Origin of the sequence: Adlercreutzia equolifaciens DSM 19450 (assembly GCF_000478885.1) — a bacterium.
In the GTDB taxonomy this organism is placed as follows: Bacteria; Actinomycetota; Coriobacteriia; order Coriobacteriales; family Eggerthellaceae; genus Adlercreutzia; species Adlercreutzia equolifaciens.
Window position 1 is genome coordinate 2762870 of sequence record NC_022567.1, and the last position, 21431, is coordinate 2784300.

The window sequence follows — 21431 nt, forward strand, 5'->3', positions numbered from 1 at the left end:
CGGAAAAGAACAGAATTAATTTCGACGTACGGTCAATTATCTTCCTGGTCATCATTAGGAAGCGCTAACGCGACCGATTGAGCAAGCCGTATTTCACACGCACGCGAGCGAGCTGATCGAGCAGCGGGTTCGCCACAACCAGCAGCGTGAGAGCCGTGGCCACCCCGTGGATCGCGTTCACCGGCAAGCCGGCGAGGTACACCGTTGCTGCCAGCTCCGGCGTAGGAGCCGTGGAAAGGTAGAAGAACGTGGAGGTATCCAGAATGGGACCCGCAAGCCCCACGATAAGCACGAACCCCGTGACCGCCAACGCAATGCGGCGCGGCCAGGAAAGGTTCGCCCGCGGGAACACACGAGCATCGGCAAGCAGCCCCGCCACAAGCCCCACCACGCCGAAGGCGAGCATCTGCCAGGGCGTCCAGGGCCCTTGCCCGAAGATGAAGTTACTGGCGAGCGCCGCCACGGAGCCCACGAGAAAACCGGTCTGGGGGCCAGCGGCGATGCCTGCGATCATAATGATAGCGGCCATGGGCTTGAAGTGCGGCACCCAGACGAACGCCGCGCGTGCCGCCACGGCGAGAGCCGTGAGCACGGCCACCACGGCGATCTCGCGCGCTGTCGGGCGACGCCCTTCGAAGGCAACGAAGAAGGGCACGATGGCGTACAGAACGATGAGCGTACCGGAGAGGTAGTAGCCGTTGCCCGGAATGCCCATGCCCACGACTACGGTCAGCGGGGCGAGCACCAGCGCCGCGAGAATCGTCAGCAGCGTTTTGGCGCGGGCGCGGCAACGCTCGCGAGAGGGCTCGGCAGGGCGCGGCGAAGCTCCTTCACCGTCATGCGAAGGAGCAGAGGCGCGATGACGCGCGTCTTCGGTCAACTTCGGCACAGCTCCACCACCTCTTCCACGGTGACGGCGTTTTCGAAGAGCCCACGGCTTATACGATTGGCCGCCGTGGTGTAGAAGCTGTTCGACGCGAAGAACCGCCGGGGCGGGTTGGTCGTCACCGCGTCTCCGTCGAAGAACAGCGCGCACCGGTCGGCATAGCTGGCGCAGAATTCAATGTCGTGGGACACCATGAGCACGGTCGTGCCCCGAGCAGTCAAGCTTCGCAGCAACGCGGCGAGCTTCTCCTTGAAGAAAGCGTCGAGTCCCTTGGTCGGCTCATCGAGCAGCAACAGCCGCGGCTCGTTCAGTAGCACCTTGGCCAACGCCGCCCGCTGCACCTCGCCACCGGACAGGTCGAAGGGATGAGCGTCAAGCAGCGGCACAATGTCTGTCAGCGCCGCCACTTCCCTCACCGCCGCCGTGCGCTGCTCTGCCGTGAGGCCGCGACCGTCCAGCATCTCTTCCAAATCTCCCCGAACGGTCTTCTTCACCATAAGGTTCAGTGGATCTTGCGGAAGCATAGCCACCCCGCCGCGGAACAGCTCGGCCTTCTTCCAATCCTTCAGCCGTCGCCCAAACACGGTGATCTTCCCGCGATAGGGCCGCGCGACGCCGCAGATGGCGCGCAGCATCGTCGACTTCCCCGTGCCGTTGCCGCCCACCACCGCGAACAACGACCCCTCCGGCACGATCAACGTCGTCCCCCGCAGCACATCGGCGCCATCACGCTCATAGCGGAACCACACATCCCGCAGCTCCACCGCCGCCCGCGCGGGCGCCGAGCCGCAAGCCTCCCCCGCCGGAAGCGCCCAACGACGCGGCGGAAAAGCCGCCACCTCGTCCGCCAGCCAAGCCCGCCCCTCCCGCACAGTAAGAGGAGCTTCAACCTGCAAAGCCACTCCCTCTTCAACTATGGAAGAGTAGGGCCGCCGCAGTGAGGAGGGGGTCCGCGCGCAGTTCATTGAAGTGCATACAGAAACGTCAGTGGCCCTCGAAGAGCCCTGCACTTCAATGCTGTTTGAGCACGGCGCCCCCTCCCCGCTGCGGCGGCCCGGCCGATCGCACGGCGCCCCCCTCCCGACAGCGCGGGCCGGAGGAACGCACGGCGCCCCCTCCCCGCTGCGGCGGGCCGGCCGATCGCACGGCGCCCCCCTCCCGACAGCGCGGGCCGGAGGAACGCACGGCGCCCCCTCCCCGCTGCGGCGGCCCGGCCGACCTTCCACACCCCAAGCAATCCGTGCCGCTGCCGGCAGCGCCAGCGCCATCGGGCTGCCCGCACGATGCAGCTGGCCCGCGACAGCCCGCGGCTCCCCGTCGGCGACGACGCGCCCCTCCTCCAGCACCACCACGCGGTCGGTCAGCCCATACACCTCTTCCAGTCGATGCTCGCTCATAACCACCGTCGTCCCCAGCTCGCGATTGATCCGGTGCACCGTAGCCAGAAAGTCGCTGGCGGCAATGGGATCCAGCTGGCTCGTGGGCTCGTCCAGGACCAGCACATCGGGTCGAGCCGCCATGACCGACGCCAGGTTCAGCAGCTGTTTCTGACCGCCCGAAAGCTCGCCCACGTTCTTATGAAACCAGTGCTGGATGCCGAAGTAGCTGGCCATTTCCGCCACGCGCAAGCGCATGGTGCGCTCGTCGCAGCCGAGGCTTTCCAAGACGAAGGCCAGCTCGTGCCACACCTTGTCGGTCACAATCTGCGCATCGGGGTCTTGCATGACGAAACCGATGCGAGCCACTTGCTCGCGTTCGGGCGCATCAGCGAGAGGCACACCATCGAACAGCACCCGCCCGCTTTGGTTCCCATGGGGAGCGAGCGCCGACTTGAACTGGCGCAAGAGCGTTGTCTTCCCACAGCCGCTCTGCCCACATACCAGCACAAACTGGCCCGGCTCAATGGCCACAGAGACATCGCGAAGGGCATCGCGAGGCGCTTCCGGGTAGCGAAACGTCAGCTCTTCGAAAGCGAATAGCGCCACAACGCCCTCCCTCCGCAATTGATAACCGCCGGAATAGCCAGAAAGGCGCCGTAGCAAACGGCCCCAACAAGCACGGCCGCACTCGCAGAGGGCCATACGATTGTCGGGAAGTACGTGACCGCGAACCCTCCCTGCACGAGCGCAACCACCGCCCCAGCGGCAAGCGCAACCATCACTCCGGCCAGCACCGTATCGCGCGTCTCCCAGCGGAAGAGCGCGAAATGGGTGCGCCCCCGCAGCCCGAAGCCGCGGGCCGTCATAGAGTCGGCAGCCACGACGGCACCTTCCAAAGCGTCGGCCGACAGCAACAAGAGAACGCTGCCTCCGTCGCGCACGCGCGCTGCCACAGAGGCGCCTTCCGCTGGGCCTTTCCCAATGCAGGCGCGAGCCGTCATGAGGGCGTCGGCTTTGCGGCGATAGCTCGGCACAAGGCGCAGCACCATGATGAGCGTGAGCGATAACGCCGGAATGGCGCGGCCGAACAGATAAGCGAACTTGTCCGAGGTCATAACTAGGTGATAAGAGGCGAACCACAGCATCATAGCCACGAGCATAAGCCCCGTAGAGGAGCCCAAAGCTAGCGCTTCCAGCGTATAGGGCCGGCTGCCCCACCAGCGAAAGAGCACCGTGGCCCCCTGCGTGTTGAACAGCGGAGCCGACAGCGTCACCACAAGCAGCACCACCGCGAGCCCCCCGATGAAGCGCCAGGCTTCGCGGCCGCGGAACGTCAGGTAGCACACAGCCGCAAAAAGAACGGATATCGCCTGGCAGATTGGATTAGCGAGCACCACGGAAAGCACGATAGCCCCCGCGAAGAAGCCGAACGTCACCACGGGATGCAGAGACGCAAAGGCGCAACGGCCTTGGTATGGCAGGGTGCTCATGGGCGACGCGGCTTCTCGGCGAGAACCTTACAGGACCGGTGCCACATCGAGGCCCGCAACGGTGGCGGCCAGCACACCGGTGTAAGCCGGGGTCGCCTGACCGGCGGCGCGCAGGAACTGGACGCCGGCCGCGCGCAGCTCAAGAGCCGCGGGCATCATGGTGTCGGGGCTGTAGTAGGGGTTCTCGGCCGTGGGGCCCTGTTGCTTGGCGTCGCGCTGGAACACCTGCAGCGTGGCCGCAAGACACAAGTCCGCCCCCCGGGCCTCCAACGCCTCGCGGGCCGTATCGGCCAAGCTGCGCACCTGGCTCGGCGCGGCCAGCGTCGAGAAGCCGGCCACCGCCGCGCCGTATTCCACCATCACTTCCACGGCCTCGCGCCAGGTACCCCGGCCGCTCGTCAGCACGCCGTCGCCCTGCACGTCCACCGACGCGATGATAGGAGCATCGGTCACCTTGCGCAGACCCATGAGCGCGCACTTCAGATCATCGGCCGTCGTGAACCCGTTCAAAAAGAACGCGTCGAAAGCGCGGCCATCGAACAATTGCGCCGCGCGGACGTACTGGTCGCGATTTTCCACAAGCGACGCCTTGGAGTCGGGATCCAGCGGCAGACCGCAGGGAGCGATTTCCACAAGCGTGTGCTGAGGTTTGAACTCCGCCATGACCGCAAGAGCCGCCTCAGCCAGCGCTTCGCCTTTGCCCTCGGCACCAACGGCCACCAAGCGCGCCGGCGTGAAATCGGCCACAGGGGTGACAAGGCACTGCGGGCCGGCCACCGCTTCCATACGGTAGGCCTCCTCGATGGTTTCCGGCTCCACGAACAGCGCGAGCGCCTGATCGCGCGCCGACTCGATGCCAGCCCGACGCAGGGCCTCCTGAATCGGCGACGAAACGACGAGCATATCCTTGCCAAAGCGCAGCGCGAGATCGGCCATGGGGGTTCCTTTCCACGAATTTGTTGCCTTCCATGATACAAGATTGCTCGCGGGAGAAACCTTTTTCGACATGAACCCCTTCCAAATGATCTTTTGCGACCGCCGTGCATCCTACGTCCTAGAGCGTGGCAAAATCAAACAACCAGGGGGGTGACATTCTTATTCGTCCATAACACCGTCGTGCATTCTGCGCATCGTTTCGTCCATTCAAAAGGCGCTTTCCGATGCCGAGGGCCCTGCATCAACGAAGGAAGACAGAAGGCTCGGAAAGGAGGGAGACAGGCAATCTGAAAACTTTCTTATTGAATGTGAAGAAAATTCTCGGAGGGCGAACGGGCTTCTGGCGCGGGTAAACGGGCTCTGACAAGGGGTTATGTGCTATTCACCGTCGAATTGGCACCGTTCTTCGTGGAAAATGAAGCACATTATGGTGACCAAAACAAGTCTTGACCTATAATTCGTTTCAGCGATTTGGAAGTTCCCCTGCTTCCATCGCTCTGCTTCAATCCCCTTGAAAGCAGAATGCGGCACTCGATGCCGCTACCCCCTCCTCCGAGGCGGCGAGGCACCCCTCCTTGCCGCCTCACTTCTTTTTTTGGCGCTGCCCTTGAAACAAGCGCCGTGCTCGCGACGATGAGCAACCCGCCAACCCTGTTGGCACAAGCCGGTGGAACTGGATCGGAGTTCCGCCGGCTTTTCTTTTGAAAGCTCCAGAAACAGTTTTTAGAAGTTGAGGTAAAGAAAAGTGCGATCGTGCGAGCTTTAAGCAAGCTAGAACTCGCACAATCGCACTTTTCTCTGCACGACAACCCCGAATCAGCGATTCAGACTCGCACAATCGCACTTTTCTCTACCGAGAAGGCAGAAAACTCGGGGGAGTAGGGTTGCGGATGCGGACGAGATCCGTGAACCGGGCTGAAGCGTGCAGCCCGACGGGGGTTACTCGGCGTCTTCCACGACCTCTTCGGCCTTTTCCACCGTGTCAGCGACTTCCTCGGCCTCTTCGGCATCGCCCTCTTCGACCTCGTCACCCTCAGCGTCGGCCTCTTCGACCTCGTCACCCTCAGCGTCGGCCTCTTCGTCGCGGTAGCGCTCGTCGATCTCGTCGTCAGTGTAGGCGACCGGCTCTTTCAGGGCCGCCATGAAGTTCGGGGCCTCGCCGATGTAGGCGGCCTCGGATTCGAAGGTATAGGTGCCCTCGTCATCCACCTCGTACAGATAGGCGATGGCGTAGCCCTCCTCGGCACCCGGCACGCCGCCCTCGGCGATGAGCGCGTCCTTCACGCCATCGTCGGTCTCGATGTAGCCGTCGTAGCAGAAGGCATAGCAGTCGGCCCCGCGGGCGCCGCGCACGTTCTTCTCGGCCGCCTCGAAGCACTCCTCGGCGGAATCGCCCGGATGCGACTCGATGAACAGGTTGTCCTTCACGACGAGCGTGGTGAAGGGGATGACGTCCTTGCCGCCCTCGATCTTCTCTTTGGCCTCGTCCAGGGCGAAGACGAGCACGCGCTCCAGCTCGTCGGGGATCTCCGGCACCTCGGTGCTCGCGTTCTCAATGTTGCGATCGGCCACGGAGGGCCTCCTTTCCTTCAGGTTCACAGGCGGCGCAACCTCCTGCGCGTCGGCCTGCATCACGGGGCGCCTTCTTCGGCGCTTCGTTGCTTGCCCGTAGTGTAAAGCAACGGCATCTCAACTCAAACCACAACACGGCGACAAACGGGCAGCGCGGGCAGCCGCTTCGGTGAGGCTTCGCCCCCTTGCCGCAGAGCAGGAACGAAGTTCGGCGGGGGCAAGCGGCGACCGGAGCGCGTCGCTTTATCGTCAGACGCAGCACCCGTTTCAGCATAGCGACAATCCCCCGCTGTCCGTAGCATGAAGAGCTGGATGTGGGAAACTTTTCTCATTACAAGCAAGGTCAGCAAACGGGCAGAGAAAGGCGCAAGCGGGCGCATATGCTGAAGCGAATGCGGACATACCTTGGGGTGATCTTCGCCATTTTCGCACGGGACGTGAAACGCGTGCTGCGCAACCCAGTCGCGCTCGTCATTGCTCTGGGCATGATCGTCATGCCGTCGGCTTACGCCTGGTACGTGGTCGTCGCCAACTGGGATCCCTACAGCAACACCACCGGCATGTTGGTAGCCGTGGCCAACGAGGACGCCGGCGCCGACAGCCCTGAGACGGGGCATTTGGACGTGGGCGCGCAGGTGGTGGCCCAGTTGCACGACAACCACGAGATGGGCTGGGAATTCACCGACGCCGAAGCGGCCATAAACGGCGTCTATGAGGGACGCTACTGGGCGGCGCTCGTCATCCCGAAGGATTTCAGCGCCGATTTCGCCAGCGTGTTCACCGGCGACTTCACCCAACCGACCATCGACTACTACGTGAACGAGAAGCCCTCCTCCATCGCGCCCAAGGTAACCGACGCGGCGGCCAACGCCGTTGAGGCGGCCGTCAACGAGAACTTCGTGAAGACGGTGTCGGAGAAGGTGGTGGAAACGACCCAGAAGGTGGGGGCCGAGGCGGAAGAGAAGGCCGATGCCGCCGAGGGCAGCCTCACCGCCGGCGTTCGCAGCGCCAAAGAAACCGTCAGCGAAACCCGCACAACCTTGGAAGGGCTCGTCAGCACCGTAAACGACACGCAGACGTCCGTCGCTCGCGCCGACGACACGCTGGCGGGGCTTCAAGACGACGTGCCGCATCTGCTGGAGGCCATCGGGCAATCGAAGGAGCTGCTCGCGAAGGCGCGGAGCACCGTGAACGAGTACGGGACGGCGCTTTCCAAGAACGCCACCGATGGGGCGCTGCAGTTGTCGAGCGCCGCCGCGCAGGCCCAGCGCGCGCTGGGCACCGTGAGCGGCGATGTCGCAGCGGCCAAAGCGGCCACCAATACGGCCCTTGCCACGGCCGAGGGGCTGCTGGCCGACAACAAGGTGCTCATCAGCGACCTCACGTCCCAGGCCGGAGCGGCCGGCGCCGACCCGGCCATCGCCCAAGCTCTCTCCGAAGCCCGCACTGCCAACGAGCGGCTGACGACCACGACGGACGCCCTGCGCACGGCCTCAGACGACCTGGCTTCCACGGCCGACTCCCTGGAAACTGAGGCGAGCACCTTGGACACGGCGGCGCAATCGGCCTCCGAAACTATTCGCGCCACGGCGGCCACCTTCCAAGACAGCGTGCTGCCGGACATCACGACCAGCTTGGATTCCCTGGTGGAAGCCTGCGGCACCCTGGAAGGAGCCCTGCGCGGGCTGACCCCGTCGCTCGCCGAAGCACGGGCCATTTTGGAGCAACTCGGCGACACGCTGACCTCTTCCGAGACCTCGCTTTCCACCACTTCCGATTCCCTGAGCACCATGGAGACGAACCTGGAGCAGTCGCTCACCGACCTGACCGCGCTGCAGAACTCCGCCACCGTGAAGGATCTGGCCACCTATTTGAAGGCCGACCCGGAGAAGATCGGCGCCTTCATGGCCGCGCCCGTGGCCCTGGACACGCAACTGGTGTACCCCGTGAAGAACTACGGCAGCGGCGTCACCCCCTTCTTCACGAATCTGGCCCTGTGGGTGGCCGGTTTCATCCTCATGGCCATGGTGAAGCTGCGCGTCGATCCGGAGGGGCTGCCGAAGTTCACCGCCGTGCAGGCCTACTTCGGACGCTGGCTGTTCTACATGGTGTGCGGGCTGGCCATGGGGCTCGTCTGCTGCGTGGGCGATTTGGCCCTCGGGATTCAGTGCGAGAGCCCGGCGGCCTTCATCGGCGCGGGACTGCTCACGGTGTTCGTGGACGTGAACCTCATGTTCGCGCTGGCCTACGCGTTTAGGCACATCGGGAAGGCCATCGCGGTCATTCTGCTCATCGTGCAGATTCCCGGCTCCTCGGGCATGTTCCCCATCGAGATGATGCCGGACTTCTTCCAGGTCATTCATCCGCTTCTGCCCTTCACCTATTCCATCGACGCCATGCGCGAGGCCATCGGCGGCTTTTACGGGATGGACTATCTGCACGACATGTTGCTGCTGGGACTTCTGTTCGTGCCCCTGGGGTTCGCCATCGGACTGGGCATCGGGCGCTGCGATTTCAATTTGAACCTCATGTTCGACGAGAAGCTGGGGGCGACCGACCTGCTTCTGGCCGAGCCGGTCACGGCCAGCGCCAAAGCCGCAGGGCAGACGCCGGCCCGGTACCGCACGCGCACGCTCGTCCGCGCGCTGCTGAACATCGACGCCTTCCGCCAGGCCCTCATCGCCCGAGCCGAGCGTTTCCACCGCGCCTACCCGGTACTGCGGCGCATCGGCTGGGTGGCGCTTATCGCGCAACCGCTGGTCACCTTCGCCATTATGGTGCTGGTGCATGCCGACGTGGATACGCGCGTCATGATGCTCATGGCCATGGTGGTGGGGATCATCGTGGTGGACACGTATCTCATCGTGATTTCATACCTGGACACCAACCTCGCGCACCAGCTTGCCCTGGCGAACCTGAACGCCGAGGAGCTGCAGAAACGCGCTAGCGGGCAGATTGGTGGTGATTCGGCGTGAGGGTGATTTGGGACATTTTCTCGGGTGATGTGCGGAACCTGTTCCGGAACGTCATTGCTGCCATTGTGGTGATGGGACTGGCGCTCGTGCCGCCCATGTACGCCTGGTTTACAACGCTCGGCTTCTGGGATCCCTACGACAACACCGGCAACATCAAGGTGGCCGTGGCCTCGGAAGACGCCGGCTACACCTCCGACCTCATACCGACGCCCATTAACGCTGGCGAGCAAATCATCGGCAAGCTGCGGGCCAACGACCAGTTCGCCTGGCAGTTCGTCAGCGCCGAGGCGGCTGTGGAAGGCGTGCGGTCGGGCGAGTATTACGCAGCCCTGGTCATCCCGAAAGAGTTCTCGCGTGACCTCATGACCGTGTTCTCCAACGACATCACGGAGCCGAAGATCATCTACTACGACAACGAGAAGGAAAACGCCATCGCCCAGCGCGTGACAGCCACAGGCGCGAGCACCTTGCAGGAGACCATCGACGAGACGTTCACGGAAACCGTGGCGTCGGTGGCCTTGGGCACCACGAGCAGTCTCACCTCGTTCATGAGCGGCGACGGCATTCTCACCTACGCGCAAACCTTGGGGTCGCGCCTTGGCGAGGCGGTGGGCGAAGTGGGCGCGGCAGCCGACCAGGCCCAGGCCTACGCCGATCTCATGGGGTCCACGACCTCGCTCGTGAACGCGACGGCGAGCATTCTGAAGGAGGCGGGGAAGGCGCCCGACGCTACCGCTCCTTTGGTGAGCGAGGCACAAGAGGGCCTGACGAGCGGCCGGGGCGGGCTTTCCGCCGCGAGCACCGCAGCCGAGAAGGCACTCACCGCTGCCGATGCCAGCTACGACGCTGTAGCCCGCGCCGCCGATGAAGCCTTCGCCACCATGAAAGACGACCCAGCCGCGGCCCAGGGCGTGCTGGCCGCCTGTCGCTCGGACGTGCAGGGACTCGCCCAAGCCTACCAGACCATGCGCGACACCCTGGCCGGAGCCGACCCGGACAGCCCGGCCGTCGCCGCCCTTGACCGCATCATCGCCCAGCTGGGCACGCTGGAGGCGAACCTCGCCACCGCCGAGAGCGCCATCGCAAGCGACGCAGCATCCATCGACGAGGCGCACACCAAGGTGACTGACAGCATCAACCAAGCGCGTGCGGGTCTGCACGACTCGATGAGCACCTATAACGACCAGCTAAAAGGCGAGCTGGCGTCGCTGGCCGACAGCTTGCAGAAGGTGGGCGCCGATACCGAAACTCTGGCCGAATCGCTGAAGGACACCGCGGACAGCCTGGGCGACAGCACCGATTCTCTGGCCGCGAACCTCGCCACCGCCGAGGCGTCGCTGCACAAGACCACCGAAACCCTGCGCACGGCGGAAAGCCAGCTCGCCCAGGCCCGCGACGACTTGCAGCACGCCCTGGACACCGGCGATATCGACGAAGTGCGCCGCATCATCGGCGATAACCCGGCCGCCATCGCCCAGTTCCTCGCCGCGCCGACGCACCTGGAACGTCACGCGGTGTACCCCATGGCCGACAACGGCAGCGCCATGAGTCCCTTCTACACCTCCCTCGCGCTGTGGATCGGCGCCATCTTCATGGTGGCCCTCATGAGCGTGACCGTTTCCCCCGCGCGCCAGGCCGCCCTGACGAAGAAGTTCGGGCGCGCGCCGCGGCCGGGCGAGCTGTACCTTGGCCGCTACGGGGTGTTCTGCCTGCTGGGCCTCGCCCAAGCGCTCATCGTGGGACTCGGCAACGTGTTCTTCCTCGGCGTGGAGTGCGAGCATTTCTGGCTGTATCTGGCAGCCTGTTGCTTGGCATCGGTGGTGTTCACGAACCTGGTGTACACGCTGACGGTGTCCTTTGGCAACATCGGCAAGGCGCTCGCCATCATCGGGCTCGTGCTGCAACTGGCCGGCGCCGGCGGCCTCATGCCGGTGCAGATGCTGTCGGCCCCGCTGTTCCAGGAGATTTACCCGTGGCTGCCCTTTGCCCATTCCATGCCGGCGTTAGAAGGAGCCATGGCCGGCATCTACGGCGACCAGTACCTCGTGCAGATGGGCCTGCTCGCGGCCATCCTCGTGCCGAGCCTGATCCTCGGCCTCGTCCTGCGCCGCCCCGTCATCCGCCTGAACGACTGGGTGCTCGCCAAACTGGATGAGACGAAATTTTTGTAGCACTTGCCGTGCTCCCTCGTGTCGCTTTCATCTCGTTCCGTCCTCATTCATTCACCAAACCACTGTAAGCACGCTCAATTCTGGAAAATGTGCTTTTTTGGAACATTTCGGCCACCCGCAACAAAGCGCCGCGCAAAAAAGCACATTTTCCAAAATTCACACCACCGTCTTCCTCGCAGCATCTTGCGCGGCAGCTTAACGACTCCGAATCGGAAGCTGAACGTTTCTCCAGCAGGAAAGCTCTGCTGCGAATTCCATCCCATGCGTCCAGCGGGACGAGAGCGCCGGGAATCATCCCGCACGCCCGATGCGACGGGAACTCGGGGGCATCCTATGCGTCCAAGGGGGCGAGGGCGCGGGGGAGGATGTTGTGGGCGCGGGCGATGGTCATGCCGTAGTTGGTGAGGGGAACCTGCTGGGCGCGGGCGCGCTGGATGCGGGAGGCCATGTCGCGGGCGTTCAAAGTGCAGCCGCCGCAGTGGACGATGGCGGCGTAGGGAGAAAGATCGTCAGGGAAGTCGCGGCCGGAGGTGAAGGCGAACTGGGGATCGGTGCCGCTGATGGCGCGGATGAGCCGGGGCAGCTTCACCGTGCCGATGTCCTCGCAGGTACGGTGGTGGGTGCAACCCTCGGCGATGAGCACGGTATCGTTGTCGGTCAGGCTTTCCAGAGCGCGCACCGCTTCCAGTTGGGCGGGCAGGTCGCCCTTGTAGCGGGCCATAAGGATTGAAAACGAGGTAAGCGGCACCTCGGCTGGCAGCAAGGCGTCTACCTCGCCGAAGACCTGGGAGTCGGTCACCACCAGGCGCGGCGGCCGGGCGAGGGCGGCCAGCAAGTCAGGCAGCCCTTCGACGCCGGTGGCGCAGGGGAAGGCGCCCACTTCCAGCGCGTCGCGCATGACCTGCTGCTGGGGCAAGATGATGCGACCCTTGGGGGCGGCGGAGTCCAGCGGGATGACGAGCACGACCACATCACCGGGCTCGAGCAAGTCGCCCACGAGCCGCCGCTCCCCCGCCGTGTCGGCGGCCAGGGTGGCGAGGGCGCGCTTCAAGTCGTCCAGTCCCTCCCCTGTCCGCGCCGATACGCGCACGCGGACGGCCCAGAGAGAAGCACTCCCCGGAGCTTCCGAACCGCAACCCCCTCTCTCCTCACGGGCACGAGCGCTAAGAGGCAAGGAGGCATCGCGGTTGCCTTGAACTCCTTCCTCGATCCTCTCGGAAGCTCCGTCTTCTTCTCGCAACGAAGCGCAGAGACATTCGCTCGACTCTGGCGCAGCGGTAGGGCACAATATCTTTCCCGGCTCAAACAGGGAAGGCTGATCCGAGGAACCAGCGCGCTCTTCCTCCACAAGCAAGTCGGCTTTGTTCTCGGCGATGACGTAGGGGATGCGGCGCGCCTGGAAGGCAGCGATGAGCCTCTCGTCGAAGGCAGTCATGCCACAGGTGGCGTCCATCACGAGCACGGCAACGTCGGCCTCGTTCAGGGCGGCCTCGGCTCGCTGGACACGTAGGTCGCCCACATCGCCGACGTCGTCGATACCTGGAGTGTCAACAATGAGCACGGGGCCGGCCGGTGCCAGTTCCATGGCCTTGCGCACCGGGTCGGTGGTGGTGCCGGCGACATCGGACACTACGGAGACGGTCTGGCTCGTCAGCGCGTTCACCAGGCTGGACTTGCCGGCATTGCGCACACCGAAGAAGACGATGTGCGCGCGCTCGCCGGAAGGGGTATCGTTCAGGGACATGCAGACTCCTTTCGTTGCCGGTTTGCCTCCGTAGGGGGCGACCTTGGTCGCCCCTCTCGACCAAAAGCGTTTTTCCTGTTGGGAGGGGCGACCGAGATCGTCCCCAACGGAAGGCACACTTCCGACGGCCTTCGGGACAGCGGCTAGAACCGGAAGTCGCGGGCGCCGGTGCGGATGCGGGCGAGGTAGTCCGTGGCGAGGGCGCGGCGGCGGTCGTCGGGGACGCGGGCGAGCTCGGCGTCGATCATCTTCCAGCCCTTCTCCGCCACCTCGGGGCTGGCATAGTCGCACAGGTACTCGCCCAATGTGAGCAGGGCGTTCGGCTGGCAGAAGTCCTGGATCTGGCCGCTCTTGCAGAATTCCATGAAACGATCGCCCGTGCGGCCGGCGCGATAGCACGCGGTGCAGAAGCTGGGAAGGTGGCCCTCGTCCATGAGCCAGCCGATGACCTCGTCCAAGGTGCGCTGATCGGACACGTCGAACTGCTCGGTGTCGTGGGGGCGTGCCTCGTCCACGTAGCCGCCCACGCTGGTGCGGCTGCCGCCGGAGATCTGCGAGACGCCCAGTTGCAGCGCCGCTGCGCGCACCTCTTGAGACTCGCGGGTGGAGATGATCATGCCCGTGTAGGGCACCGCGATGCGGATGAGCGCGATGATCTTCTCGAACATTTCGTCGGGAATGCCGTTATCGAAATCGTCGGGGTCGATGTCGCTCGCCGGCTTCACCCGCGGCACCGAGATGGTGTGCGGCCCCACGCCGAACGCCGCCTCCAGGTGTTCGGCGTGCATGAGCAGGCCCGCGAACTCGTAGGCGTAGCCCTCCAGGCCGAACAGCACGCCGAGCCCCACGTCGTCGATGCCGGCGGCCATGGCGCGGTCGTGGGCCTCAGTGTGCCAGGCGTAGTCGGCCTTGGGGCCTGAGGGGTGCAGCTCCTCGTAGCGGGCGCGGTGGTAGGTCTCCTGAAACAGGATGTAGGTGCCGATTTCCGCCGCCTTCAGCTGGCGATAGGCGTCCTCCGTGGTGGCGGCGATGTTCACGTTCACGCGGCGGATGGCGCCATTGGCGTGCTTCGTGGTGTAGATGGTCTGAAGGCTTTCCAGAATATAGTCGAGCGGGTTATGGGCCGGATCCTCCCCCGCCTCGATGGCCAACCTCTTGTGACCCATGTCCTGCAGGGCGATAACCTCAGCGCGAATCTCCTCCTGCGTGAGCTTGCGGCGCGGAATGTCGCGGTTCTTCGCGTGGTAGGGGCAGTAAAGACACCCGTTCACGCAGTGGTTGGAAAGATAGAGCGGCGCGAACAGCACAATGCGGTTGCCGTAATAGGCCTGCTTGATGTCGCGGGCGAGCTGGTGGATCTCGGCGTTCACCTCCGGATCCTCGCAGGCCAGAAGCACCGAGGCCTCGCGGTGAGTGAGCGTCGTACCGTGGTCGTGGGCCGGCGTCAGGTTTGCCCGGGCCTTTTCCAGGATGGAACGCGCCAGAGCGGCGTCGTGCCGATGCATGGCGGCATAGGCCAGGGTGTCGAGGATTTCCTGGTGGTTAATGAAATCATCGGCGCGAGGCGAGCGCACATCATAGCGAATCATAGGTTTTCTCCTTCATAGGGTTCCCGCGGTCTACCACGAGGCGGCGGCCCAAGGGCTCAAGCTGCGCCGCCAGGTCGGCCCACTTGCGGGCCGCGCCGGCCGACGAGCGGGGCTTCCCATCGTAGAGTGCGTAGTCGCCCTGGTGCTCGGGCGGCGACAAGTTCGGCATCACGACGTTGGCCCCGGCGAGAATGCCCTTTTCGCGGCCGTGAGGATCCAGCGCCTCCAGCGCCGTCGTGGCCGGCAGCAGCACCGTCGGGTGCGCCAGGCGAACGAGGGACAACAGGTAGCAGGTGAGCTCAACCGTGCCGGGTGCCTCGGCGGCGAAGGGGGTGTCGCGGTGAGGCACAAAGGGCCCGATGCCGCACATCTCGGGGCGGAACTCCTGAACGAACGCGAGGTCGGCCGCCAGCCGTTCCGCCGTTTGGAAGGGCGAGCCCACCATGAAGCCGGCGCCCACGGCGAACCCGGCCTCGCGCAAGGCGGACAGGCACGCCATGCGGCGCTGAAGCGTCATGACCGCCGGGTGCAGCTGCCGGTAATGGGCGGCCGTGGCCGTCTCGTGGCGCAGCAGGTAGCGGTCGGCCCCGGCGGCGCGCAGGCGCTCGTAGCTTTCCCGCGAGCGCTCCCCCACCGACAGGGTGACGGCGCAGCCCGGATGGACCGCCTTCAGCGCGCCCACCACGTCGGCCAGCCACTCGTCGGTCGCCGCCGGATCTTCCCCGCCCTGCAGCACGAAGGTGCGGAAGCCTGCCTGCCACCCTTCCTCGGCGCAGGCCAGAATCTGCTCACCGGTAAGGCGGTAGCGCTCGCAGGCGCGGTTGCTGCGCCGGATGCCGCAGTAGTGGCAGTCGTTGGCGCAGATGTTCGTGAACTCGATGAGCCCGCGTGCGAACACGCCGTCCCCGTAGACGGCCTCGCACGCCTCCCGCGCGCACCCGGCCAGCTCGGCGGCCAGCGCCGGGGTGCGGGCATCAATGAGCGCGGCGTACTCGTCCAGGGAAAGGCCGTGCCCGCGCGCGAGCTTCGCAGCCAGTGTCGCTGGTCTGTCGGTCATGAGCCTCTCCTTTCCGTCGAATACGCGCGATCCTACAAAAACAGGGGGGCGGAACGGCTGCGCAGCGGTTCCGGCCCCCTGCTCCTTCTTCCGCAACGGCGCTAGATCTTCCAGCTTTCCTGATCGGTGTGCAGCCACTCGTGGGCCGTATGCGACAGCGGCTCGCCGATCCAGTCGGCGTACAGCTTCGCAATGTCGGGGTTCTCGTGGGAGTAGCGCAACTTGTCCGCAGCGTCGAGCCGATTCAGCACCCCGGCCCGCGTCTGGGCCAGTTCGCTGTTGAACCGGATGGGCTGGCCACCGCCGCCCACGCAGCCGCCGGGGCATGCCATAATTTCCACGAAATCGAAGGCGGCCTCGCCAGACTCCAACGCGTCCAAAAGCTTCGACGTGTTCTCCAAGCCGCTGGCCACGGCGATGCGCACGGTGGCGTCGCCGATGGCAAGCTCGCGGGACATCCAGGGCGTCTCAGGCGTGGCGGCCGTGGTGTCGCAGGCGCTGAAATCGGGGTTCTCGCCGGTGATGAGGTAGGCTGCCGAGCGCAGGGCCGCCTCCATGACGCCGCCGGTGCGCCCGAAGATGGTGGCCGCTCCGGTGGACAAACCGAGGGGGCTGTCGAAGGACGCCTCGGGAAGCGCCGCGCAATCGACGCCCACCAAACGCAGCAGGCGGCCGAACTCGCGCACGGTGAGCACGGCGTCCACATCCGGCGTCGCCTCGGCGGCCAGCTCCGGGGCGGCCGGGGCGTCGGGCGCCAGGTTCGCGTCGCTCGTGCCGTTCCCATGGGTCGCGCCGACCACCGTGGAAAGCTCCGGCACGTCGCACTCGTACTTCTTCGCCACGCAGGGCATGATGGACACGACGAACAGCCGGCGGCCGGCCTCGTCGGCCTCGGCCGCAAGCGTGTTCTTCACCACGGCGCCCATCATCTGGTGCGGCGACTTGGCGCTGGATAGCTGGGCCGTGAACTGTGGATAGTGCTGCTTCACGAAACGCACCCACCCGGGGCAGCAGCTCGTGAACATGGGGCGGGGCGCGTCGGAGCCCAGGAACTCCACGAACTCGCTGCCCTCTTCCATAATGGTGAGGTCGGCGGCGAAATCGGTGTCGAAGACGCGGTCGAAGCCCACCGCGTGCAGGGCCGCGGCCAAGCGTCCCGGCGTGGCCTCGTCGCGGGAAAGCCCCACACCCTCCCCCCAGGCGGCACGCACGGCCGGGGCCACCTGCACCACGGTCTCCACGGCCGGGTCCAGAATGGCGTCCATGATGCGGCTCACGTCGTCGCGGGCGGTAAGGGCGCCCGTGGGGCAGTGGGTGATGCACTGGCCGCACAGCGCGCAGCCGGCGTCGGCGATGGGCAGGTTGTCGCGCACGATCACCTTCATCGAGGGGCCTGCGCCGGTGAAGTCCCACACGCCGCAGTGCTGCACCTTGTCGCAGATGGCCACGCAGCGCATGCACTTGATGCACTTGCTGCTGTCGCGCTGCAGCGGGAAGGTGGCATCCCACGGCTCCGGCACCGGCAGGGCCTCGCCGGCATCCTGCAGGTTGAAGGTGCTGGAAAGGAAGCGCAGGGCGCAGGTGTCCTGGCGCACGCAGGTGGCGCACAGGGCCCGATGGTCGTCCATGATGGCCTGCAGGTTCGCCCGGCGCGCCGCAGCTACCTGCGGGGTGTCGGTGCGCACGACCATGCCCTCGGCCGCGGCGGTGTTGCACGCCGCCACCAGGCCCTGGCCCTCCACGTCCACCAAGCACACCCGGCACGAGCCGATGCAGTTCAGATCCTTCAAATAGCACAGCGTGGGAATGTTAACGCCCGCCGCCGTGGCGGCCTCGAGCAGCGTGGAGCCCTCGGCCACCTCCACAGCCTGGCCGTTCAACGTGATGGTTACCATGCCTCAAGCCCCCTTCCGGTCAGCGCGCCTATGCCGTACACATCGCATCGCAGGCAGCGGCGGCACTCCTGAGCCGCCTCCTCGTCGGTCATCGGAACCTCGACGCCCTCGAAATCGTGCTTGCGCTCGCACGCCGGACGCTCGGCCACCTGCACGCGACCGTAGGCCGTCCGATCGTTGGGACGCGCCGGCAGCACAGCGGCGCCGCAATCCAGTTCGTGATGGAACCCGAGCTCGTGGTCGATGTTGGCCGCGGCCGTCTTGCCAGCGGCAATGGCCATGATGACGGTCTTGGGGCCCCACTGGCAGTCGCCGCCCACGAAGACGCCCTCCTGGCCCATGGCGCGCAGGTACTGGTCGGCCACGAAATAGGTGCGGTCGACCTCCATGCCGTACTCCTCGAAGGGAGCGCTCTCGATGGCCTGGCCCACGGCGATAAGCACGATATCGGCCTCGAGCCGCAGCTCCGGCTTGTCGGCCGCCACCGGCGCGGGACGTCCGCGCTTCACCGCGCCGATGCGCTGGGGCTGGCACACAAGTGCCGTGACCCGGCCCTCGGCATCCACCTCGATGCGCTCGGGAGCCTGCAGGCACATCATCTCGACGCCCTCGGCTATGGCGCTTTCCACCTCGGCGGGCAGCGCGGTCATGTCCTCCAGACGGCGACGGTAGGCCACCGTCACCGACTCTGCGCCGAGGCGCACGCTCGTGCGGGCGCAGTCCATGGCCACGTTGCCGCCGCCGATGACCACCACCTTCTTGCCCGTGAAGTCCGGATGCTCGCCATCGCCGACCACGCCGAGCAGATCGACAGCGCTCATCACGCCCTCGGCGTCGGCGCCCTCCAGCGCCAAGGTCTTGCCGCCCTGGGCGCCGATGGCCACGTACACGGCGTCGTACCAGCCGGCCAGCTTCGCCATCTCGGCCGCGTCAACGGCGCATTCGGTCTTCACCTCGATGGACCCGGCACCCAAGATGGCCCGAATGTCCTCGTCCAGGCGCTCACGCGGGAAGCGGTAGGCGGGAATGCCATAGCGCATCATGCCGCCGAGCTTCTTGCGCGCCTCGTACACCACCACCTCGTGACCCATCAGAGCCAGGAAGTAGGCGCAGGTCAGACCCGATGGGCCGGCGCCCACCACCGCGACGCGCTTGCCCGTGGAGGGCAGCGGCGCGGGGGTTTCCACGGTGTCGGCAGCCACCGTGTCCACGATGTGCTTCTTGATGCCGCGAATATTCACGGGCGCATCCACCATGGTGCGGCGGCAGCGCTCCTCGCACGGATGCTCGCACACCAGCGCGCAGGCCGTCGGGAACGGGTTGTCCTTACGGATCATCTTCACCGCCTCGGCAAAGCGCCCCTCCTCGGCCAGCGCGATATAGGCCGGCACGTTCACGTGGGCCGGACACAGCGTGACGCAGGGCACCGTCTGGCGCGTGCCCGGGGCGCAGGTGCCCGCTTCCACGTGGCTGGCGAACTCGTCGGCAAAGGCGTCGAGCCCCTCCAGCACCATCTGGCCCGCTTGCCAGCCCACCGCGCAGTCGGCCGTGTCGCGCAGCAACGCGGCCTTGGCGCGAATCTCGCCGACCGTCGTCTCGGTGGCGCGGAACTCGGCCACGTCGCGCAGCAGCGCCGCGATCTTCGGCATGCCCTGAGCGCACGGCGTACACTTGCCGCAGGTCTGAGCCATGCTCGCCTGCAGCTGGCCCAGCACCATCCCCACCGGACACTGCCCCGGCGGCATGGCTTCGACGCGACGCGTGAACGCCTCGACGAACGCTCCCATCTGCCCGTCGGCTTTCGCCGCGGGTTGTACCGTTAAACGCCCCATAGCTCTCTCTTTCCCTGTCTAGAGTCAACTGATACAAGATAGCGCGTCCAGTATTTCCAACTGGTAACACCCGTCTCGCGCGGTACCTTTGAGCGATCGACGACATCTCGGGCGTGCCCATGCTCATATTCGAGGGAAACATCGGTTCCGCGCCATCGCCGCTCGCGGCGAATCAGTCTTTCATACTCTCGGTTTACAACAGTAACCAGGCGACTCCTAGCCGAAGCGGTACTGCACCCCCATCATCGGAGCCGGATTATCCCAGCGCGACACGATGGTCTCCTCGCAGCAGATGCGGCAGGTACCGCATTCCAGGCAGCCCGCATAGTCGAAGCTCTTGCGGCCATCAGGGCCGATTTTGTACAGAGCTGCCGGGCACACCTTCACCAGCTTCAGGAACTCCGCCTCGTCCAACGCATCCACATCCTCGGCCGTGAAGCCGATATGCGATCCGCCTTCGTCGACGCTGTACTTGTTGGCGCCGATCATCTCATCGACGTTCACCGTGATCTTCGGCAAGGTGCTCATAGGGCCTTCAGCGCTCCTCTCACTTCCTTGGCCAAGCGCAGCAGACCGCGCTGCTTCACCACCGGGATAATACGCTTCGTCAGATGCTGCTGCGGTTCGCCATCGACGACGAACATGGCGTTGAACACCTCGGCGACCATCGTCGGATACTCCGTGAACATGCGATCCCAATGCTCCATCGTCTGAGGCCACGCACGGAAGGTCTTCATGTCCTTGATCACGAAGCTGTCCTCGAGCATGGTGCGATAGGGCGCCAGGGCCTGGGCGCTTACGTTGCCGCCATCAATAGCGGCGCAAGCGGCCTCGGCGGCGAACTGACCCGATGCCACGGCCAGATCCATGCCGCGCACCTGATAGCCCAGGTTCATGCAGAGCATGGCGGCATCGCCGGCAATAAGGCAGCCATCGTACACGCATTCGGGAATCATGTCGTAGCCACCCTCGGACACCATGTGTCCCGAATGCTCTACCATGGTAGCGTCGCGAATGATGGGCGCCACGGCCGGATGGTGCTTGAAGTCTTCCATGGCCTGGTAGATGGTGGTGCCGCTCGTGGAAAGCTCTTCGATGGTGGCCACGAGGCCCAAGCTGATGGAATCCTTGTTGGTGTACAGGAAGCCGCCGCCCACGCTGCCATGGGTGCAATCACCCACGAACAGCATGGCCGCGCCCTCACCCTCGGGTGTAAGGAAACGGTCCTCGATGGTGCGGGCCGGCAGCTCGAAGAGCTCCTTGATACCCACGGCCATTTCGTTGCGCTTGGGACGCGGGGCGCCGAGGCAGCGCTCGGCCAAGAGGGAGTTCACGCCCTCAGCCAAAATCACGACCTGGGAGGTGATCTCATCGTCTCCGGCCTTGATGCCGATGACCGCGCCCGTCTCGTCCTTTACCAGCTCTTCCACACCAATGCCAGCAATGATCTCGCAACCCGCCTTCTCGCACAGCTCAGCCATCCAGGCATCGAAGGGGGCGCGCAGGACGCTGTAGCTGTCGTTGGCCTCCTCGCCCAGCTCTTTGCTGGTGAAGTCGATGGTCATGTTGCTCGTCGGATCCATGAGGGCAATGCGCTCATGGGTGATCTTGCGCTCGAAGGGAATCTCGTCCCACACGACATCGCCGTTGGCATACTTGTCGAAAACCTTGCGCAGCGAATGAGCGTAGATGCGGCCACCGGTCATGTTCTTCGATCCAGCCGACTCACCGCGCTCCACGATGAGCACACTCTTGCCCCGCTTGGCTGCCACGTAGGCTGCAATGGCGCCGGCGCAGCCGCAGCCCACGACGATGATATCGAAATCGCGCTCTTCCACGCAGCACCTCCTTCGGTGATCGTTCTTCCAGAAGGGGAGCCCCAAATATGCGGGCACCCCTTCTGCT

At 65.2% G+C, this 21431-nt stretch carries 14 protein-coding genes; 2 read left to right on the plus strand and 12 right to left on the minus strand.

Annotated elements, in window-relative coordinates; translation table 11 throughout:
• Window positions 1-64: 64 nt before the first annotated feature.
• The 5 genes from AEQU_RS11260 to AEQU_RS11285 form a co-directional block, all read right to left on the minus strand.
• On the minus strand, window positions 65-889 hold the full coding sequence (locus AEQU_RS11260) for an ECF transporter S component (protein WP_022741734.1): 825 nt from the start codon (window positions 887-889) through the stop codon (window positions 65-67).
• A complete protein-coding gene (locus AEQU_RS12065; RefSeq protein ID WP_051353448.1) occupies window positions 877-2871 on the minus strand; it encodes an ABC transporter ATP-binding protein in 1995 nt (664 codons plus the stop codon). Before AEQU_RS12065 ends, AEQU_RS11260 begins: the two co-directional genes overlap by 13 nt.
• Window positions 2844-3755: an energy-coupling factor transporter transmembrane component T gene (locus tag AEQU_RS12785; protein ID WP_197536797.1), complete on the minus strand. Its 912-nt coding sequence runs from the start codon at window positions 3753-3755 to the stop codon at window positions 2844-2846. The genes AEQU_RS12065 and AEQU_RS12785 overlap by 28 nt, the downstream gene beginning before the upstream one ends.
• 27 nt (window positions 3756-3782) lie before the next feature.
• Complete coding sequence (locus AEQU_RS11280) at window positions 3783-4691, minus strand: hypothetical protein (protein WP_022741737.1); 909 nt, start codon at window positions 4689-4691, stop codon at window positions 3783-3785.
• A 939-nt stretch (window positions 4692-5630) separates the two neighbouring features.
• Complete coding sequence (locus AEQU_RS11285; protein ID WP_244874827.1) at window positions 5631-6263, minus strand: hypothetical protein; 633 nt, start codon at window positions 6261-6263, stop codon at window positions 5631-5633.
• Window positions 6264-6643: 380 nt separating this feature from the next.
• On the opposite strand from AEQU_RS11285, the gene AEQU_RS11290 reads away from it, so the two are divergent.
• Window positions 6644-9238 (plus strand): YhgE/Pip domain-containing protein, encoded by a 2595-nt coding sequence (locus tag AEQU_RS11290; RefSeq protein ID WP_051353449.1) that lies wholly within the window; start codon window positions 6644-6646, stop codon window positions 9236-9238.
• Window positions 9235-11409 (plus strand): YhgE/Pip domain-containing protein, encoded by a 2175-nt coding sequence (locus tag AEQU_RS11295; RefSeq protein WP_041714714.1) that lies wholly within the window; start codon window positions 9235-9237, stop codon window positions 11407-11409. Before AEQU_RS11290 ends, AEQU_RS11295 begins: the two co-directional genes overlap by 4 nt.
• 331 nt (window positions 11410-11740) lie before the next feature.
• On the opposite strand, the gene hydF is transcribed toward AEQU_RS11295, so the two are convergent.
• From hydF to AEQU_RS11330, 7 genes are all read right to left on the minus strand, one after another.
• On the minus strand, window positions 11741-13153 hold the full coding sequence (hydF, locus tag AEQU_RS11300) for a [FeFe] hydrogenase H-cluster maturation GTPase HydF (RefSeq protein WP_022741742.1): 1413 nt from the start codon (window positions 13151-13153) through the stop codon (window positions 11741-11743).
• 143 nt (window positions 13154-13296) lie between these two features.
• Window positions 13297-14742, minus strand: coding sequence for a [FeFe] hydrogenase H-cluster radical SAM maturase HydG (hydG, locus tag AEQU_RS11305; RefSeq protein ID WP_022741743.1), 1446 nt, complete (start codon window positions 14740-14742; stop codon window positions 13297-13299).
• Entirely contained in the window at window positions 14729-15799 is a 1071-nt protein-coding gene (gene hydE, locus AEQU_RS11310) for a [FeFe] hydrogenase H-cluster radical SAM maturase HydE (protein ID WP_022741744.1), read from the minus strand. Before hydE ends, hydG begins: the two co-directional genes overlap by 14 nt.
• A gap of 101 nt (window positions 15800-15900) precedes the next feature.
• Window positions 15901-17694, minus strand: coding sequence for a [FeFe] hydrogenase, group A (locus AEQU_RS11315; RefSeq protein WP_022741745.1), 1794 nt, complete (start codon window positions 17692-17694; stop codon window positions 15901-15903).
• Window positions 17688-19526 carry an NAD(P)-binding protein gene (locus AEQU_RS11320; RefSeq protein ID WP_022741746.1) on the minus strand — a complete coding sequence of 613 codons (1839 nt, stop codon included), beginning with the start codon at window positions 19524-19526 and terminating at the stop codon, window positions 17688-17690. Before AEQU_RS11320 ends, AEQU_RS11315 begins: the two co-directional genes overlap by 7 nt.
• Before the next feature lie 216 nt (window positions 19527-19742).
• Window positions 19743-20054, minus strand: coding sequence for a ferredoxin family protein (locus AEQU_RS11325; protein ID WP_022741747.1), 312 nt, complete (start codon window positions 20052-20054; stop codon window positions 19743-19745).
• Entirely contained in the window at window positions 20051-21364 is a 1314-nt protein-coding gene (locus AEQU_RS11330; RefSeq protein ID WP_022741748.1) for an FAD-dependent oxidoreductase, read from the minus strand. Before AEQU_RS11330 ends, AEQU_RS11325 begins: the two co-directional genes overlap by 4 nt.
• Window positions 21365-21431 lie beyond the last annotated feature (67 nt).

What these genes read in the sequence shown, in the direction of transcription:
- AEQU_RS12785 (WP_197536797.1), bottom strand. Translation starts at nt 3,755, where the DNA reads ATGAGCACCCTGCCATACCAAGGCCGTTGCGCCTTTGCGTCTCTGCAT.
- AEQU_RS11280 (WP_022741737.1), bottom strand. Translation starts at nt 4,691, where the DNA reads ATGGCCGATCTCGCGCTGCGCTTTGGCAAGGATATGCTCGTCGTTTCG.
- AEQU_RS11290 (WP_051353449.1), top strand. Translation starts at nt 6,644, where the DNA reads ATGCTGAAGCGAATGCGGACATACCTTGGGGTGATCTTCGCCATTTTC.
- hydF (WP_022741742.1), bottom strand. Translation starts at nt 13,153, where the DNA reads ATGTCCCTGAACGATACCCCTTCCGGCGAGCGCGCGCACATCGTCTTC.
- hydG (WP_022741743.1), bottom strand. Translation starts at nt 14,742, where the DNA reads ATGATTCGCTATGATGTGCGCTCGCCTCGCGCCGATGATTTCATTAAC.
- hydE (WP_022741744.1), bottom strand. Translation starts at nt 15,799, where the DNA reads ATGACCGACAGACCAGCGACACTGGCTGCGAAGCTCGCGCGCGGGCAC.
- AEQU_RS11315 (WP_022741745.1), bottom strand. Translation starts at nt 17,694, where the DNA reads ATGGTAACCATCACGTTGAACGGCCAGGCTGTGGAGGTGGCCGAGGGC.
- AEQU_RS11320 (WP_022741746.1), bottom strand. Translation starts at nt 19,526, where the DNA reads ATGGGGCGTTTAACGGTACAACCCGCGGCGAAAGCCGACGGGCAGATG.
- AEQU_RS11325 (WP_022741747.1), bottom strand. Translation starts at nt 20,054, where the DNA reads ATGAGCACCTTGCCGAAGATCACGGTGAACGTCGATGAGATGATCGGC.